General features: G+C 72.9%; 13 protein-coding genes and 1 pseudogene. 11 read left to right on the forward strand and 3 right to left on the reverse strand.

Annotated features, from left to right (window positions below; translation table 11 throughout):
* The first annotated feature begins 107 nt into the window (after window positions 1-107).
* Window positions 108-1,058, forward strand: a complete 951-nt coding sequence (locus CFP65_RS09945; RefSeq protein ID WP_104815769.1) for a TIGR01777 family oxidoreductase — start codon at window positions 108-110, stop codon at window positions 1,056-1,058.
* 281 nt (window positions 1,059-1,339) lie between these two features.
* Window positions 1,340-2,617 carry an FAD-dependent oxidoreductase gene (locus CFP65_RS09950; RefSeq protein WP_254552310.1) on the forward strand — a complete coding sequence of 426 codons (1,278 nt, stop codon included), beginning with the start codon at window positions 1,340-1,342 and terminating at the stop codon, window positions 2,615-2,617.
* A gap of 19 nt (window positions 2,618-2,636) precedes the next feature.
* Here CFP65_RS09950 and CFP65_RS09955 read toward each other — a convergent pair.
* Window positions 2,637-3,640: pseudogene (locus tag CFP65_RS09955) on the reverse strand (IS5 family transposase).
* A 379-nt stretch (window positions 3,641-4,019) separates the two neighbouring features.
* Here CFP65_RS09955 and CFP65_RS09960 point away from each other — a divergent pair.
* Window positions 4,020-5,237 (forward strand): cation:proton antiporter, encoded by a 1,218-nt coding sequence (locus CFP65_RS09960; RefSeq protein ID WP_254552311.1) that lies wholly within the window; start codon window positions 4,020-4,022, stop codon window positions 5,235-5,237.
* 119 nt (window positions 5,238-5,356) lie between these two features.
* Here CFP65_RS09960 and CFP65_RS09965 read toward each other — a convergent pair whose 3' ends face one another.
* The gene (locus CFP65_RS09965; RefSeq protein WP_254552312.1) at window positions 5,357-7,021 is read right to left on the reverse strand and encodes a regulator; all 1,665 of its coding nucleotides are present in this window, start codon (window positions 7,019-7,021) and stop codon (window positions 5,357-5,359) included.
* A gap of 300 nt (window positions 7,022-7,321) precedes the next feature.
* Here CFP65_RS09965 and CFP65_RS09970 point away from each other — a divergent pair, with 300 nt between their 5' ends.
* The 7 genes from CFP65_RS09970 (at window position 7,322) to CFP65_RS10000 (ending at window position 14,712) form a co-directional block, all read left to right on the forward strand.
* Window positions 7,322-8,083 (forward strand): 3-hydroxybutyrate dehydrogenase, encoded by a 762-nt coding sequence (locus CFP65_RS09970; RefSeq protein ID WP_104815770.1) that lies wholly within the window; start codon window positions 7,322-7,324, stop codon window positions 8,081-8,083.
* Between the two features lie 20 nt (window positions 8,084-8,103).
* Window positions 8,104-9,384, forward strand: a complete 1,281-nt coding sequence (locus tag CFP65_RS09975; RefSeq protein WP_254552313.1) for an MFS transporter — start codon at window positions 8,104-8,106, stop codon at window positions 9,382-9,384.
* Between the two features lie 189 nt (window positions 9,385-9,573).
* Window positions 9,574-11,502: a helix-turn-helix domain-containing protein gene (locus CFP65_RS09980; protein WP_104815772.1), complete on the forward strand. Its 1,929-nt coding sequence runs from the start codon at window positions 9,574-9,576 to the stop codon at window positions 11,500-11,502.
* Between the two features lie 116 nt (window positions 11,503-11,618).
* Window positions 11,619-12,416: a lipoyl(octanoyl) transferase LipB gene (gene lipB, locus CFP65_RS09985; protein WP_256387267.1), complete on the forward strand. Its 798-nt coding sequence runs from the start codon at window positions 11,619-11,621 to the stop codon at window positions 12,414-12,416.
* A gap of 123 nt (window positions 12,417-12,539) precedes the next feature.
* Window positions 12,540-13,493: a lipoyl synthase gene (gene lipA, locus CFP65_RS09990; RefSeq protein WP_104815774.1), complete on the forward strand. Its 954-nt coding sequence runs from the start codon at window positions 12,540-12,542 to the stop codon at window positions 13,491-13,493.
* 191 nt (window positions 13,494-13,684) lie between these two features.
* Complete coding sequence (locus tag CFP65_RS09995) at window positions 13,685-13,909, forward strand: hypothetical protein (protein WP_104815775.1); 225 nt, start codon at window positions 13,685-13,687, stop codon at window positions 13,907-13,909.
* 104 nt (window positions 13,910-14,013) lie between these two features.
* Window positions 14,014-14,712, forward strand: coding sequence for a DUF4191 domain-containing protein (locus CFP65_RS10000; RefSeq protein ID WP_371682394.1), 699 nt, complete (start codon window positions 14,014-14,016; stop codon window positions 14,710-14,712).
* A 77-nt stretch (window positions 14,713-14,789) separates the two neighbouring features.
* Here the strand turns inward: CFP65_RS10000 and CFP65_RS10005 are convergent, their stop codons facing one another.
* The gene (locus CFP65_RS10005; protein ID WP_104815777.1) at window positions 14,790-15,257 is read right to left on the reverse strand and encodes an RDD family protein; all 468 of its coding nucleotides are present in this window, start codon (window positions 15,255-15,257) and stop codon (window positions 14,790-14,792) included.
* A 259-nt stretch (window positions 15,258-15,516) separates the two neighbouring features.
* Between CFP65_RS10005 and glnA the strand changes: the two genes are divergently transcribed.
* Complete coding sequence (gene glnA, locus CFP65_RS10010) at window positions 15,517-16,929, forward strand: type I glutamate--ammonia ligase (protein ID WP_104815778.1); 1,413 nt, start codon at window positions 15,517-15,519, stop codon at window positions 16,927-16,929.
* The last annotated feature ends 144 nt before the right edge of the window (window positions 16,930-17,073 follow it).

A 17,073-nucleotide genomic window follows, 5' to 3' on the forward strand; every position in this document is an offset into this window, starting at 1 on the left:
AACGGGGGTGGCGGAGCGGGCCCGGGGTGGGGGCGCGGTCAGGGTGGGGTGCACTCGTGTGGGGTGGCGGCGGGGGTCGGGGGTGGGTGGGCTGCCAGGATGGGGGGATGCGTATCGCGGTGACGGGTTCGACGGGGCTGATCGGGAGTGCGTTGGTGCGCTCGCTGGTGGCGGACGGGCACGAGGTGGTGCGGTTGGTGCGGCAGCAGTCGCGGACCGGGCCGCAGGCCGACGGGACGGTCGGGGTGGGGTGGAACCCGCACCGGCTGGAGCTGGACGCCGCCGGCCTCGACGGGGTCGAGGCGGTGGTGCACCTGGCCGGGGCGCCGGTCGGTGACCGGCGGTGGACCGCCGCGTACAAGCAGGAGATCCGGGACAGCCGGGTGCTCGGCACCGAGACGGTGGCCGGTGCACTGGCCCGGATGACCACCCCGCCCAAGGTGCTGGTGAGCGGTTCGGCCGTGGGGTACTACGGGCAGACGGGCGATCAGCTGGTCGACGAGGACTCGCCGGCGGGCGTGGACTTCCTGGCCGGGGTCTGCGCCGAGTGGGAGGTCGCCGCCCGCCCGGCGACCGAGTCGGGTGTCCGGGTGGCGTACGCCCGGACCGGCCTGGTGCTCTCCCCCGACGGCGGCGCCGGCGCCCGCCTGCTGCCGCTGTTCCGCCTGGGCCTCGGCGGCCGCCTGGGCGCCGGCACCCAGTACTGGAGCCTGATCTCCCTCGAGGACGAGGTGGCCGCCCTGCGCCACCTGATCGACACCCCCGACCTGGACGGCCCCTTCAACCTGACCGGCCCGAACCCGGTCACCAACGCCGACCTGACCACGGCCCTGGGCAGGGCACTGAACCGCCCGACCCCCTTCCCGGTCCCCGAGTTCGCCCTCCGCGCGGCCCTGGGCGAGATGGCGGTGGAGGTGGCCGGCAGCCACCGAGTCGTCCCGAAGCGACTGCTCGAGTCGGGCTTTACCTTCCGCCATGCGGATGTAGATGCAATCGTCCGGGCGGCACTATCGCCGGGGGCGCGGGGAACTGCGCGAAATCGGAAGAAGCAGAGCTGACGGCGTAGCGCCGAGCCAGTTGCACCGTCAACGGATAGTGCAACTCGGTCATATCTGTAAAAGTACGTCAGAGTGCACTGTGGGCCGCGCAGTTCCCCGCGCCCCTGTGGTTGCTCATGGGGGGCGCACGGGCTATCCGTGTGCTCCCTTCGCGTGCCCCCGCGCCTCCCTGCCTCCCGAGGATTCGCACGGGTGTCCCGGCCTGATCCTGACGTTGACTGGGCATCACCTCGTCGGACCGTGTCCCGGCTGCACGCCGGGACCAGGGAGGGAGCACACTCGTGCCCGCATACGACATCACCCGCCGCACCCGCCGGCACGCCGACCCGGACGTCGTCGTGGTCGGCGCCGGGCTCGCGGGCCTGGCGGCGGCCCGCGCGCTGACCGGGCGGGGCCTGACCGTCCAACTGTTGGAGGCGACCGAGCAGGTGGGCGGCCGGGTGGCCGCCCGTGAGCTCGACGGCTTCCGGTTGGACGACGGCGGCCAGCTGCTCAACACCGCGTACCCCGAGCTCGCCCGGCGGCTGGACCCGGCCCGGCTGGAGCTGCGCCCGCTGGCGCCCGGGGTGCTGGTGCACAGCGGCGGCCGCCGCCAGCGCTTCGGCAGCCCGCTGGACAAGGCCCGCCTCGGCGCCACCCTGGGCCGGTTCGCGCAGCAGCCGCTCGAGCGGCTGCTGAGCCGCCCGGAGACCACGGCCGCCCGCGCGCTGGCCGAGCGCGGGTTCGCGCCCCGGACGGTGGACGGCCTGCTCCGCCCGCTGCTCGGCGCGCTGCTCAGCGACCCCGCGCTCGGCACCAGCAGCCGGGTCGCCGACCTGGTACTGCGCAGCTACGCCCGGGGGCGGCTCTGCCTGCCCGCGCACGGAATGGCGAGCCTGCCCGAACAGCTCGCCGAGGGGCTGCCGGCCGGCACGCTCCGGCTGGGCGTGCAGGTCACCGCCGTCAGCGCCGACGGCGTGGAGACGGCCGCGCACGGCCGGATCGCGGCCCGCGCGGTGGTGGTCGCGGCCGACGCGCGGAGCGCCGTCGGGCTGCTCCCGGGGCTGCGGCTGCCGGACTTCCACCCCGTCACCACGTACTACCACGCGGCCGACCGCTCGCCGCTGGCCGAGCCGGTGCTACTGCTCGACGCCGACCGCGCCGGCGGCCGCTCGGGCGTCTCGCACTCGCTGGTGCTCACCGAGCTGGACGCCTCGTACGCGCCGCCCGGGCGGGCGCTGATCGCCACCACCGTGCTCGGCCGCCGCACCTTCGACGGCGGCGGCCCGGCCGGCCACGAACCGGAGGTCCGCCGCCGGCTCGCCGAGCTGTACGGGCAGCCGACCACGGGCTGGGAGTTCCTGAGCATGCGCCACCAGCCGGACGCCGTCCCGGCGATGCCGCCACCGCACAACCTGCGCCGCCCGGTCCGGGTGCTGGCCGGCCTGTACGTCTGCGGCGACCACCGCGACACCAGCACCATCCAGGGCGCCCTGGTCTCCGGCCGCCGCGCGGCCGAAGCCGTCCTGCGGGACGTGGGGCTGCCCCGCGAGCCGCTGGTCGAGGAGGCCGCCGCCTAGGGCACGTATTCGGTTGTGATCACGGGGCGGTTTTGGTGAGGTCTTTGATCCAGATCATCGCGCCGCGGAGGTGGAGGCCGGCGAGGTAGCTGCCGGGGGTCTTGTCGTATCGCGTGGCGATGCCTCGCCAGGCCTTCAGCTTGTTGATCAGGCGCTCGACGGTGTTCCGCTCCCTGTAGAGGTCGGTGTCGTGGCTGACGGGCCGGCCGCCCTTGCTGCCTTTCTTCTTCCGGTTGGCGGCCTGGTCCTTCTTCTCGGGGATGACCGCCTTGATACGGCGACCGCGCAGGTGGGCGCGGTTGGCGCGGGAGGAGTAGGCCTTGTCCCCGGCGACCGCGTCGGGCCGGGTGCGGGGGCGGCCGACGGGCCCGCGGACCCGCACCTTCTCCAGGACGGGGATGAACTGCGGGCTGTCGGCGGCCTGCCCCTCGGTCAGAATGAACGCCAGCGGGCGGCACCTGCGCTCGCCGGCGACGTGGACCTTGCTGGTCTGTCCGCCTCTGGAGCGTCCGAGCAGGGCGGCCTTCAGGCGGAGCCTTCGCCTGCGTCGGACGCGTCGGAGCTCGTCCCGTTCCGGGTCGTGTGCGGTGTCCTGTCCGTCTTGTCCCTGCGGGCCGCCCCTTTTTGCCGGGCCTTCTCCGCCTCCTCGGCGGCCTTCTCCAGGTCGGCGAGCGTGTCGGGGTCAAGGTGCATCCCGGCGGCGTCGTGGTGGGCCCGGATGGTGGTGGAATCCACGCTGACCAGCGAGAGGTCCACCTCGCCCCGTCTGGCGGCTTCCGTGATCGCGCCCTCCAGCAGGGCCTCGAACACCCTGGCGTCCCTCCACTGCCGGAAGCGGTTGTGGACGGTCGACCAGGCGCCGAACTCGCTCGGCATCTCCCGCCACTGGCCGCCCGTCCGAAACCGCCAGATCACGCCCTCGAACTGGCGGCGCAGCCGCTCGGGGTACGGGCCGTACTCGCCGATCGGCAGGTACGGCTCGATGAACTCCCACTCGGCATCGGTCAGTTGCACACGCGTCACACAACACGATCTACCGGATCAGGCACGAGCGCGAGGGCGAAACCCACAAAGTGATCACAACCCGATACGTGCCCTAGGGGCTGTCCGGCCGATCACGCCGGATCAGCGGGCGCCGTTGGAGGGCCCCTCCTGCCCGTTGGCGGGCAAGGAGGGCGCGTGCATCGGCGGCGCCGACGCGGGGGTACCTCCCGGCCGAAGGCTGGGGGCGAGTCCATGCGGAGCATCGGCGACTGAGGAGAAGCCGGCGAGGTGCGCACCCCAACGGCGCCCGCCCGGCGTGATCGGCCGGACAGCCCCTAGCTTCCACGTCGGGCGCCGTCCGGCGTGGCACCATGACCGATATGACGCATAGTCGGACATTCCGCCCGGGTGGCGCCCGGTGAGCAGCACGGTGGACGCGCAGTCGTTGATCGTCATCCCGGCCTGCGCGGTGGCCGCGCCGCTGATCGCGGACCGGGCGCTGCGCTGGCTGGCGGTGCCCACGGTGGTGTTCGAGATCCTGCTCGGGGTGATCGTCGGGCCGGACGTGCTGGGGTGGGCCTCCTCGGACGACCTGATCGCGGCGCTCTCCGACTTCGGCCTGGCGATGCTGATGTTCCTGGCCGGGTACGAGATCGACTTCGTCCGGCTGCGCGGCGGCCCGCTCGGGCGGGCGCTGACCGCCTGGGCGGTCACACTGGCCGCCGCGCTCGGCTTCGGCGCGCTGGTCAACCCGAAGCCGCTGGACGGGGCGTTCGCCGGGCTGGTGCTCACCACGACCGCGCTCGGCACCATCCTGCCGATCCTGCGGGACTCCGGGGAGCTGCCCACCCCGTTCGGCGCGATGACGATGGCGACCGGGGCGGTGGGCGAGTTCGGGCCGATCGTGGCCATCGCGGTGCTGCTGAGCGGCAATTCGCCGGCCCGTTCGGCCGTCATCCTGGGCGCCTTCGCGCTGATCACCGTGGTCGCGATCGGCTACGCCCGCCGGCCCCGGCCGGCCTGGGCCACCCGGCTGATCCGCCGCACCCTGCGCACCTCGGGCCAGTTCGCGATCCGGCTGGTCTTCCTGGTGCTCGCCGCGATGGTCGCGGCGGCCCTCTGGCTCGACCTGGACATGCTGCTGGGCGCCTTCACCGCCGGGATCGTCTGCCGGCTGCTGCTGGCCGATGTCGCCGAGGCGGAGGAGGAGTTGATCGAGGCCAAGCTGGAGGGGGTCGGGTTCGGCTTCCTGGTGCCGGTCTTCTTCGTGGTGAGCGGGATGAACTTCGACCTCAAGGCGCTGCTGAAGGACCCGGGCACCCTGCTGCTCGTCCCGGTCTTCCTGGGCCTGCTGGCGCTGGTGCGGGGCGTGCCGGTGGCCCTCCTGGCCCCGCCGGGCCTGCGGGCCCGGGAGCGGGCCTCCCTGGGCCTCTACGGGGCCACCGCGCTGCCCCTGGTGGTGGTCATCACCGGCATCGAGGTGGACGCGGGGCACCTGCGGTCCTCCACCGCGGCGGCGCTGGTGGGGGCGGGGATGCTCTCGGTGCTGGTCTTCCCGTTGCTGGCGCAGCGGCTCAGGGGCGAACGGCCGGTCACTCCGGTGGAAGGACCGCGGGTGCGGGCCGAGAGCTGGTGATCAACTATTCGGGCGCACCGGTCAGTTGCACTATCCAGGGGCGCGAGGAACTGCGCGCTGCGGGAGGCCGCGGCGCCGTACCTTCCGGTTTCGCGCAGTTCCCCGCGCCCCTGAAAAACTCAGACCACCCCCGCCTGGCGGGCCGCCTCGTCGAAGGCACGGGCCGCCGCGCTGACCCGGTACGGGGTGAGGCGGCGGTGGAAGTCGCGCAGGTATTCGACCGTCCGGGCGGACCGCATCTCGCCCGCCGCGCGTAGGGATTCGGTGGCCATCGCGCAGGCCTCGTCCACGTCGCCCATGCCGAGGCGGGCGGTGGCGAGCACCATCCGGCAGAAGATCCGGCTGCGGGCGTAGGCGGGGGCGCGCAGGCGCAGGGACTTCTCCGCGTGCTGGGCGGCGGGGCGCCACTGCTGGAGGTCGCGGTAGCAGTGGGCGAACTCGTCGGCCACCTGGGCCTCGTCGAAGAAGCGGGCCCAGGAGGGCACTTCGTCGCTCGGCCGGCCGGCCGCCAGGGCGCGCTCGCAGCGGACCAGGGCGGTGGTGCAGGAGCGCACGTCGCCCATCAGCGCGTGGCCCCGGGCCTCGGCCGCGTGCATCAGGGACTGGACCACCGGGGCCGCCGCCGTGCCGACGCCCTGCTGGGCGACCCGGGCCAGCTGGATGGCCTCCCGGCCGTGGCCGAGGTGCACGGCCTGCTGGCTCATGGTGGCCAGCACGTACCCACCGAGCACCCTGTCCCCCGCCGCCTGGGAGAGCCGGAGCGCCTGGACGAAGTACCGCTGGGCCAGGCCGTGGGCGGCGATGTCGAAGGAGGTCCAGCCCGCGAGCCTGGTCAGGTCGGCCACCGCACCGAACAGCGCCCGGCCGATCTGCTCGCCGTAGCGGCCGCGCAGCATCGGCTCGGCCTCGCTCTCCAGGTACCGCACCAGGGCCTGCCGGGCGTGGCCGCCGCCGTAGGCCTGGTCGAGGGCGCGGAAGAGGTCGCCGACGGCCCGGATGGCCGCGATGTCGCCCCGGCCGACCCGCAGCGCCGGGCGCTGCTCGCGCAGGGCCGGCTCCTCGGGCTGGGCCGGGCGGCCGGTGGCGCCGCCCCGGCTCTGCGCGGGCACCCGGGCCAGCTGGGCGGCCCGGGCGGCGGGCTCGCCCGGCCGGGGCTCGCCGGGCCGGGCCTCGGGCTGGGCGGACGGGGAGCCGTCCCGGGCCACCCGCTCGTCGGTGCGGCCGATCAGCCAGTCCCGGCTGGGCACCACGAGCCCGGCCGGGGTGAAGGCGATCCGGCGCAGCTCGGACTGCGAGCCGCTGTCCTTGCGCCACATGCTGGCGACGATGTCCACCGCCTCCTGCGGCGTCTCGGCGAACTCGAGACCGGCGTAGACCGGGGCGCAGGCGTCCAGGCCGATGTCCTGGGCGGTGAGCCGGCGGCCGAGCCGGCGGGTGAAGACCTCGGCGATCAGCGCCGGGGTGGCGCCGCGCGGCTGCTGGCCGCGGAGCCAGCGGGTGACCGAGGTCTTGTCGTAGCGCAGGTCGAGGCCGTGCTCCAGGCCGAGTTGGTCGACCCGCCGGGCGAGCCCGGCGTGCGAGAAGCCGGCCTCCTCGATCAGGGCGGCCAGCCGTGGGTTCTGCGGCCGCGCGGCGGCCGACCCCGGCTCCTGGTCAGGGGCGCTGTCCAGGGAGGCGTCGGCCGGGTCTGAGGCGTGCGGCGCTGCCCCGGCCTGCCCGTCGTGCGGGTGGAGCGGGTCGAGCGGTCCGTACGCCGGGCTGTCGGTTGCAGGCCGTTGGGGCATATCAGTCAACACCTCTCGGACGCCTCACCGGTCCCCCCGGTAGCCGGAGCCGCGCCCCCTGTCGGGAATCGGCGTGAATGTAGCGAGCATTTCGGCGCTATGGGTGGATCTGGGCAGGCAATCCTCCGAACGGGTGACGCATTGGCGCCCGTTGTGGGGAAGCTCGGGGCCAGCGTGTTTGGCTGGGACAGCCTCTACGGGCCGCCCCAGCGCAGTAGTGGTCGGCACCATCCCTTCCTCCCGGGCTGTGGTGGTCGGCCCCATGGGAGTGCGGGCCCGCTGTTCCTACCGTTCTCGGCCATGGACACCACAGCACCGCGCCCGCTCGACGGCCGGACGGCCCTCGTCACCGGCGCCGCCTCGGGGATCGGCCGGGCCTGCGCCGAAGCCCTCGCCGCCGCGGGGGCGAGGGTCTACGTCGTCGACCTGGCCGCCGCGCCCGCCCGCGAACTCGCCGAGCTGATCGGCGGCGAGGCGCACATCGCCGATCTGGCCGACCCGGCGGCCGTGGACGCCCTGCCGGACGACGCCGACATCGTCGTCAACAACGCGGGCCTCCAGCACGTCGCGCCGCTGCACGAGTTCCCGCCCGAGCGGTTCACCCAGATCCAGCGGGTCATGGTCGAGGCGCCGTTCCGCATCCTGCGGCGCACGCTCCCCCGGATGTACCAGCGCAACTGGGGGCGCGTGGTCAACATCTCCTCGGTGCACGGCCTGCGGGCCAGCCCCTACAAGGCCGCCTACGTGACGGCCAAGCACGGCCTGGAGGGCCTCAGCAAGACCGTGGCCCTGGAGGGCGCCCCGCACGGCGTCACCAGCAACTGCGTCAACCCCGGGTACGTCCGCACCGCCCTGGTGGAGCGTCAGATCGCCGACCAGGCCGCCACCCACGGCATCCCGGAGAGCGAGGTGATCGAGCGGATCATGCTCGACCGCACCGCCCTCAAGCGCCTGATCGAGCCCGAAGAGGTCGCCCAGCTCGCCCTCTGGCTCTGCACCCCGCCCGCCTCGTACATCACCGGCGCCAGCCTGCCCGTAGACGGCGGCTGGACGGCCCACTGACGCCCCCTCGGAGACCCCCTGTGTCCAACAAGCTCTGGAAAGTGGTCGGCGCCAGCCTGATCGGCACCACCGTCGAGTGGTACGACTACTTCCTCTACGGATCGGCCGCCGCGCTGGTCTTCGGCAAGGTGTTCTTCCCCCACAGCGACCCGCTGACCGGCACCCTGCTCTCCTTCCTCACCTACGCCATCGGCTTCGCCGCCCGCCCGCTCGGCGCCCTGGTCTTCGGCCACTTCGGCGACCGGATAGGCCGCAAGCGCCTGCTGGTGGTCAGCCTGCTGCTGATGGGTGGTGCCACCACCCTGATCGGCTGCCTGCCCACCTACAACCAGGCCGGGGTGCTGGCGCCGATCCTGCTCACCGCGCTGCGGCTGGTGCAGGGCTTCGCGCTCGGCGGCGAGTGGGGCGGCGCGGTGCTCCTGGTCTCCGAGCACGGGGACGCCGAGCGCCGCGGCTTCTGGGCCTCCTGGCCCCAGGGCGGCGCCCCGGCCGGCAACCTGCTGGCCGCCGGCGTGCTCTCCCTCATGACGGGCCTGCAGTCCGACGCCACCTTCCTCGCCTGGGGCTGGCGGGTGCCCTTCCTGCTCTCCGCCGTCCTGGTCGCCGTCGGCATGTGGATCCGGCTCTCGGTGGACGAATCCCCGCTCTTCCAGCAGGCCCTGGCGGCCCAGCAGGCCCGCCCCACCGCCGAGCAGCCCCCGCTGGTCGCCGTGCTGCGCCACCACTGGCGCGAGGTGCTCACCGCGATGGGCGCCCGGATGGCCGAGAACATCTCGTACTACGTGATGACCACCTTCGTCCTCGCCTACGCCGTCGGCCACGCCCACTTCCCCAAGCAGACCGCCCTCAACGCCGTCCTGATCGCCTCCGCGATCCAGTTCGCGCTGATCCCCCTCTTCGGCGCCCTCTCCGACCGGGTCGGCCGCAAGCCCGTCTACCTGGTCGGCGCGGCGGGCGTCGGCATCTGGGCCTTCGTCTTCTTCGGGTTGGTGGACACCAAGAGTTTTGGCTCCCTGCTGCTCGCCGTGACGATCGGCCTGGTCTTCCACAGCGCCATGTACGCGCCGCAGGCCGCGTTCTTCTCCGAGCTGTTCGCGACCCGCATGCGGTATTCGGGCGCCTCGATCGGCGCCCAGTTCGCGTCGGTGGCCGCCGGCGCCCCGGCCCCCCTCATCGCCACCGCCCTCCTGAAGGACTACGGCTCCCCCACGCCCATCGCGGTGTACGTGGCCGCTGCCTCCGTCTTGACCTTGATAGCCGTGCTCTGCGCCCGGGAGACACGGGGTGTCGAGATGGGGTGAGGTCTACGTCAGGGGCGCGGGGAACTGCGCGAAGGCGGAAGGTGACGGACCTGCGCCTCCCGCGCTCGCGCAGTTCCTCGCGCCCCTGGGTTAGTGCAACTGGCTCACCCCGGAAAAACGATCTGGCGCGCTTCTTCCGTGTTCGCGCAGTTCCCCGCGCCCCCAGATAGTGCAACGATGACGGCCACCATGAACGCCCCCCACACCAGCCCGGCGGCAGCCCTCCGCAGGCTGCTGGACCTGCTCGCCTCCGGTGCCGCCGCCGAGGACTTCACCGAGGTGCTCGCCGAGGCGCGCCGGCACGGCGCGCCCGCCGAGGTGCTGGCCGAGATCGACGAGGCCACCCTCACCGCGCTGCGGGTGCACCGCACCCTGCGTCAGCACCGCCGCCGCGAGGCCGAACTGACGGCGCTGTTCGACACCGCCGGCGACCTGGCGGCCTCGCGGGACCTGGACGCCGTGCTGCAGGCGATCGTGCGGCGGGCCCGGAAGCTGCTGGGCACCGACACCGCGTACCTGACGCTGCCCGACCAGGCCGCCGGGGACACCTACATGCGGGTCACCGACGGGTCGGTCTCGCCGCTGTTCCAGAACCTCCGGCTCGGCCTCGGCGACGGCCTCGGCGGGCTGGTCGCCCAGACCGCCCGGCCGTACGCGACGCCGGACTACCGGACCGACAACAGGTTCCGGCACACCGGCCGGATCGACGCCGGGGTGCTCGAAGAGGGGCTGGTGGCGATCATCGGGGTGCCGCTGCTGCTCGGCGGCGAGGTGATCGGGGTGCTGTTCGCGGCCGAGCGCTCGGCCCGGGCCTTCTCGCCGGACGAGGTGGCGCTGCTCTGCACGCTGGCCGCCCACGCGGCCGTGGCCCTGGACACCGCCAACTCGCTGACCGAGACCCGGGCCGCCCTCGCCGAGCTGAACGGCGCCAACGCGGTGATCCGGGCGCACGCCGCCGCCGTGCAGCGCGCCGAGCAGGCCCACGACCGGCTCACCGACCTGGTGCTGCGCGGGGCCGCCGTCTCCGACGTGGCCGCCGAGGTGGGCGCCCTGCTCGGGGCCGAGGCCTCCGTGCACGACGCCGAGGGCGTCCTGCTGGCCGGCCGCCCGGCCACCGCCCGCACCGGGCTGGCCGAGGCCGTCGCCGCCTCCCGCACCGAGGGCCGGGCCGTCCGGCACGGGGACGGCTGGGTCTGCGTCGTCCTGGCCGGCCAGGAACCGCTCGGCAGCCTGCTGCTCCAGCCGCCCATCCAGGGCAAGCGAGCCGAGGAGACCGCCGCGCTGCGGCTGGACGACGCCGACCGGCGGCTGTTCGAGCGGGCCAGTGTGGTGACGGCGCTGCTCCTGCTGCTGCGGCGCTCGGTGGCCGAGACCGAGAACCGGGTGCGGGGCGAGCTGCTGGCCGACCTGCTGAGCGCCCCCGGGCGGGACCCGGCCGGGCTGACCGCGCGGGGGCGGCGGCTCGGGGTGGACCTGACCCGGCCGCACCTGGTGCTGGTGGCCGAGACCACCACGGCCGAGCGGCACCGGCTGGCCGGGGCGGCCGCCCGGTACCTGTTCGGCTCGCGCGGGCTGAGCGCCGAGCACGGCGAGGCCGTCGTCCTGCTGCTGCCCGAGGACGGCTCCCGCCGGCCCGGGGCGGCCGCCGCCGAGGCGGCCGAGCGGCTGGCCCGGCTGGCCGGGGCACCGGTCACCGTGGGCGCCGGGCGGGTGGCGGCCGGGCCGCTCGCGCTGGCCGCCTCCTACGCGGAGGGCCTGCGCTGCGTACGGGCGCTGCACGTGCTCGGCCGGGCCGGCTGCGGCTCGGCCGCCGACGAGCTGGGCTTCCTCGGCGTGCTGCTCGGGGACGGGCACGACGTGGACGCCTTCGTCACCGCCGCGCTCGGGCCGCTGCTCGACTACGACCGGCGCCGGGGCACCGAGCTGGTCCGCACCCTGCGGGCGTACTTCGACTGCGGCGGCAGCCTGACCCGGGCCAAGGACGAGCTGCACGTGCACGTGAACACCGTGGTGCAGCGGCTCGACCGGGTGGAGACCCTGCTCGGCCCGGACTGGAACCGCCCCGAGCAGGCCCTGGAGCTCCAGCTGGCCCTGCGCCTGCAGCTGCTGGCCCGCTGACCTGCCCGGCCGGGCGCCACCCGTACGGGCGTACAGTGGCGAGGTTGGCCTCGAACGCCTGGCAGGTACTGCGCAGGCACTGGCAGGCGCCGGCAGGGCACTGGCAAGGAGCAGCGGTGAGCGAGCACGTACGGTTCGTACGCATGGGCGTCGGCACGGAGTCGGTGCCCTACGAGGCGGCCTGGGAGGAGCAGCAGCGGCTGCACGCCCTGCGGGTCGCCGACGAGATCCCGGACACCGTGCTGCTGCTCGAACACCCCCCGGTGTACACGGCCGGCAAGCGGACCAACCCCGAGGACTACCCGCTGGACGGCACTCCGGTGGTGCCGGTCAACCGGGGCGGCGAGATCACCTGGCACGGCCCCGGCCAGCTGGTCGGGTACCCGATCGTCAAGCTGCCGGACCCGATCGACGTGGTGGCGTACGTGCGGCGGCTGGAGGAGGCGCTGATCCGGGCCTGCGGCGAGTTCGGGGTGGCGACCACCCGGGTCGAGGGCCGCAGCGGGGTCTGGGTGCTCGGCGAGGAGCTGCCGGACGCCGTGGTCGACCCGGCCGAGGTGGTGGAGATCGGCAAGCTGACCTTGCGGATGGGCCTGCCGCTGGGCATCGACCCGCGGCTGGCCGGCCCGGAGTACGCGCCCTCCAACGCGGGCCAGCGCGGGGACGACCGCAAGCTGGCCGCGATCGGCGTCCGGGTGGCGCGCGGGGTGACGATGCACGGGTTCGCGCTCAACTGCGACCCCGACATGACGTGGTTCGACCGGATCGTGCCCTGCGGGATCCGGGACGCCGGGGTCGGCTCGCTCAGCTCCGAGCTGGGCCGTCCGCTGCCGGTCGAGGGCGCCCTTCCCGTGGTCGAGCGGCACCTGGCCGAGGTGCTGGCCGAGATGCCCGAGCCCGCCCTCGCCCACTGACCGCCGGGAATCCTTCCCGTCTCCCGGGTGTTGCCCTGCGATTGCGGGGCGGCGCCCCGGCACAAGCCGCACAAGCACAGGCGTACCCTGGGGGCACGCCGTACTAGTTCTTAGGAGTCGCACGTGTCCGCTGTCGCCCCGGACGGCAGGAAGCTGCTCCGCCTCGAGGTCCGCAACGCCGAGACCCCCATCGAGCGGAAGCCCGAGTGGATCAAGACCCGCGCGAAGATGGGCCCCGAGTACAACGCCCTCCACTCGCTGGTGAAGAAGGAGGGGCTGCACACGGTCTGCCAGGAGGCCGGCTGCCCCAACATCTTCGAGTGCTGGGAGGACCGCGAGGCGACCTTCCTCATCGGTGGTGACCAGTGCACCCGCCGCTGCGACTTCTGCCAGATCGACACCGGCAAGCCCGCCGACTTCGACCGCGACGAGCCGCGCCGGGTGGCCGAGTCCATCGTCACGATGGACCTGAACTACGCCACCATCACCGGCGTCGCCCGCGACGACCTGGAGGACGGCGGCGCCTGGCTGTACGCCGAGACCGTGCGCCAGGTGCACGCGCTGACCGCCGGCCGCGAGGCGGGCCGGACCGGCGTCGAGCTGCTCATCCCCGACTTCAACGCCGAGCCCGACCAGCTGGCCGAGGTCTTCTCCTCCCGTCCCGAGGTGCTCGCGCACAACGTGGAGACGGTGCCGCGGATCTTCAAGCGGATCCGCCCGGCCTTCCGCTACGAGCGCTCCCTCGACGTGATCACCCAGGCCCGCGCGGCCGGCCTGGTCACCAAGTCCAACCTGATCCTCGGCATGGGCGAGACCCGCGAGGAGGTCAGCCAGGCGCTGGCCGACCTGGTCGGGGCCGGCTGCGAGCTGATCACCATCACGCAGTACCTGCGGCCCTCGCTGCGCCACCACCCAGTGGAGCGCTGGGTGAAGCCGCACGAGTTCGTGGAGCTGCAGGAGGAGGCCGAGGAGCTCGGCTTCGCCGGGGTCATGTCCGGCCCGCTGGTGCGGTCCTCGTACCGCGCCGGGCGGCTGTACCGGCAGGCGCTGGAGCACCGCGAGCAGGCGGCGGTCTGAGACGTGTCGCCACAGGAGTGACCCGGACGGCGGGGGTGAACACACCCCCGCCGTCCGGCGTAAGCGGAGCTACAGGGAGCGTTCAGGGCGTCAGGCTTTCATCAGGCTTTGACGGCGAGGTCACCCCGGAGTAACACCCGGGTGTGACGATTGCGGCGTTGACGGTGTCAGCGAGGGGAGTTGCTTCACAGATGCGGACCATCCAGGTGGTGCGGGGTGCGGCCCTGCGCCGGGTCGCGATCGGCGAGGTGCGCCGGGTGCGCTCGGTGGGGGACGCGCTGCGGTTGGCGGAGACGGTGCTGCTGGCCGGCGGCCAGCGCCAGGCCCGGCGGAACGCCTGGGCCTCGGTGTGCGAGAACCGGCAGTACGCGGCGGACCGGGAGCACAGCGCGGCGCCGGTGCGGCGCGGCGCCTGAACGGTTCTCCGCGGGGCCCGGGCGGCCCTGTGGTTGGACCACTCGGTGACGGTTCGGCCGCACTGGGGGGCGCCCTTGGTACTGGCGTGCCGGGGCCACGTACCATGAGCCCTATGGCGAGGCAAACATCCGAGAACCCCGGGCGACTCCAGCAGATCCGCACGGCGTACCAAATGACCAAGAAGGTCGACACCAAGATCGGCCTGATCATCGCAGGCGTCGGCCTGGCCGTCTTCGGCGTGTTCCTCGCCATCGGCTTCGCGATCGACCACCCGATCTATCTGGGCATCCTGGGCTTCATCGTGGCCTTCCTGGCCGTGGCGATCGTCTTCGGCCGCCGGGCCGAGCGGGCCGCCTTCGGGCAGATGGAGGGCCAGCCGGGGGCCGTGGCCGCCGTGCTGGGCAACATCCGCCGCGGCTGGAGCGCGAACCAGACCCCGGTCGCCGTGACCCGCAGCCAGGACGCGGTCTACCGCGCCGTCGGCCGCCCGGGCATCGCGCTGATCGGCGAGGGCAACCCGAACCGGGTGAAGCCGCTGCTGGCCGCCGAGAAGAAGAAGATGTCCCGCGTGGTCGGCGACATCCCGGTGCACGACATCATGGTCGGCAACGGCGAGGGCGAGATCCCGCTCAAGAAGCTCCAGATCCACCTGATGCGCCTGCCGCGCGCCATCACCCCGGCCCAGGTCACCGAGACCAACGACCGGCTGCGCGCGCTGGGCGACCTGCTCTCCAAGGCGCCGATCCCCAAGGGCCCGATGCCCAAGGGCGCCCGGATGCCCAAGGGCGGCCAGGCCCGCTGACCCCCCTCTGCAACGCTCTGCAACGTGAACGGCCCCGGCGCATCGCGCGCCGGGGCCGTTCCGTTCTTCCGCTGCTGTCAGATCCGGACCTCGACGGTGCCGACGGCCTTGTCGTGCAGGCCGCGGGTGTCACGGTCCCAGACCAGGGCCGGGACGACCAGGCAGAGCAGCAGGGTGCGCAGCAGCACCTGCGGGATGCTGGCCCGGCCGCCGTTCAGGCGGACCACCCGCAGGCCGAACAGGCGCTTGCCCACGGTGGTGCCGGTGGTGGCCATCAGCACCACGGTGACCACGTAGAACAGCGGCGTCGTCCAGAGGTTGGCCTCGCCCTGGTGGCCCCGGGCCAGCAGCCCGTACGCGACCAGGCTGCACAGCCAGCCGTCCACGAACAGCGCGCCGATCCGCCGGCCGGTGCCGGCGACCGAGCCCGGGCCCTCCTTGGGCAGGCCCAGGCGCTCGCCGCGGTAGCCGAAGTCGGTGCCCATCTTCTCGGCGGCGGCCTTCGGGCCGTCGATCCACGATCCCAACGCTTCTCTGGTGTCCACGAATCCACACTATCCGGGCAGTACGGGTGATCTTCGGCGCCCCTCCCCCTGCCGGGTGAATCGGTCTCACCGCTTGCCCTTCAGTGGTCTAGTCCACTCGGCGGAGCCGGGCCGTGGTGGCGCGTCGTTTTGCCCGATTGCGTAGGCCTTTGCCTCCCGGCGCGAGGGTGTGGTTAACATCTAGGAAACGGTGAGGTCACCGGTCGGAAACGGCCGATTCCTAGGGTGAGCCACCAAACCGCAGGCTGAGGAGGATGGCATGTTCAGCAACGCCGCCGAAGTGAAGCAGTACATCGCGGAGAACGACATCAAGTTCATCGACGTGAGGTTCTGCGACCTGCCGGGCGTGATGCAGCACTTCTCCGTGCCGGCGGCGACCTTCGACCCGGCCGAGACGCTGATGTTCGACGGGTCCTCGATCCGCGGCTTCCAGGCGATCCACGAGTCCGACATGGCGCTCGTCCCGGACTTGGCCACCGCCCGGCTCGACCCGTTCCGGACCGAGAAGCACCTCAACATCAACTTCTTCATCCAGGATCCGATCACCGGCGAGGCGTACAGCCGCGACCCGCGCAACGTCGCCAAGAAGGCCGAGGCCTTCCTGGCCTCCTCCGGCATCGCCGACACCGCCTACTTCGGGCCCGAGGCCGAGTTCTACGTCTTCGACTCGGTGCGCTTCGAGACCAGCGCCAACGCCTCGTACTACCACATCGACTCCGAGGCAGGCGCCTGGAACTCGGGCTCCGCCGAGGGCGACGCCCGCGGCTACAAGGTCAAGTACAAGGGCGGCTACTTCCCGATCCCGCCGGTCGACCACTTCGCCGACCTGCGCGCCGAGATGTCCCTGGAGCTGGCCAAGGCCGGCCTGGAGGTCGAGCGCCAGCACCACGAGGTGGGCACGGCCGGGCAGGCGGAGATCAACTACAGGTTCAACACGCTGCTGCACGCCGCCGACGACCTGATGCTCTTCAAGTACATCATCAAGAACGTGGCCTGGCGGAACGGCAAGACCGCGACCTTCATGCCGAAGCCGATCTTCGGTGACAACGGCTCGGGCATGCACGTGCACCAGTCGCTCTGGACCGAGGGCTCGCCGCTCTTCTACGACGAGCAGGGCTACGCCGGGCTCTCCGACACCGCCCGCTACTACATCGGGGGCCTGCTCAAGCACGCCCCCTCGCTGCTCGCCTTCACCAACCCCTCGGTGAACTCCTACCACCGCCTGGTCCCCGGCTTCGAGGCCCCGGTCAACCTGGTCTACTCCCAGCGCAACCGCTCCGCCGCCATCCGCATCCCGATCACCGGCTCCAACGCCAAGGCCAAGCGGATCGAGTTCCGCGCCCCCGACCCGGCCTCCAACCCCTACCTCGCCTTCGCCGCCATGCTGATGGCCGGCCTGGACGGCATCAAGAACAAGATCGAGCCCCTCGAGCCGGTCGACAAGGACCTCTACGAGCTCGCCCCCGACGAGCACGCCTCCGTCCCCCAGGTCCCCGCCTCCCTCGGCGCCGTCCTCGAAGCCCTCGAGGCCGACCACGAATACCTGCTGGCCGGCGGCGTCTTCACCCCCGACCTGATCGAGACCTGGATCGACTTCAAGCGCACCAACGAGATCGCCCCGATCGCCCTGCGGCCCCACCCGCACGAGTTCGAGCTCTACTACGACCTCTGAATCGGCCTCTATGGGCCACTTGGCCAGGACACTGTTTTAGGGCATCTGACCTGCGAAAACGCCTCTCAGAAGCTCTCGTCGCTACTCGCCCGTCCTCGCCCTCATGTGAAACGAGTGTGAAATGGCGACGCCGATAGCTGACGA

Origin of the sequence: Kitasatospora sp. MMS16-BH015 (genome assembly GCF_002943525.1) — a bacterium.
GTDB lineage: Bacteria > Actinomycetota > Actinomycetes > Streptomycetales > Streptomycetaceae > Kitasatospora.

What these genes read in the sequence shown, in the direction of transcription:
- CFP65_RS09945 (WP_104815769.1), top strand. Translation starts at nt 108, where the DNA reads ATGCGTATCGCGGTGACGGGTTCGACGGGGCTGATCGGGAGTGCGTTG.
- CFP65_RS09965 (WP_254552312.1), bottom strand. Translation starts at nt 7,021, where the DNA reads ATGCCCCAACGGCCTGCAACCGACAGCCCGGCGTACGGACCGCTCGAC.
- CFP65_RS09970 (WP_104815770.1), top strand. Translation starts at nt 7,322, where the DNA reads ATGGACACCACAGCACCGCGCCCGCTCGACGGCCGGACGGCCCTCGTC.
- CFP65_RS09980 (WP_104815772.1), top strand. Translation starts at nt 9,574, where the DNA reads ATGAACGCCCCCCACACCAGCCCGGCGGCAGCCCTCCGCAGGCTGCTG.
- CFP65_RS09995 (WP_104815775.1), top strand. Translation starts at nt 13,685, where the DNA reads ATGCGGACCATCCAGGTGGTGCGGGGTGCGGCCCTGCGCCGGGTCGCG.
- CFP65_RS10000 (WP_371682394.1), top strand. Translation starts at nt 14,014, where the DNA reads ATGAGCCCTATGGCGAGGCAAACATCCGAGAACCCCGGGCGACTCCAG.
- glnA (WP_104815778.1), top strand. Translation starts at nt 15,517, where the DNA reads ATGTTCAGCAACGCCGCCGAAGTGAAGCAGTACATCGCGGAGAACGAC.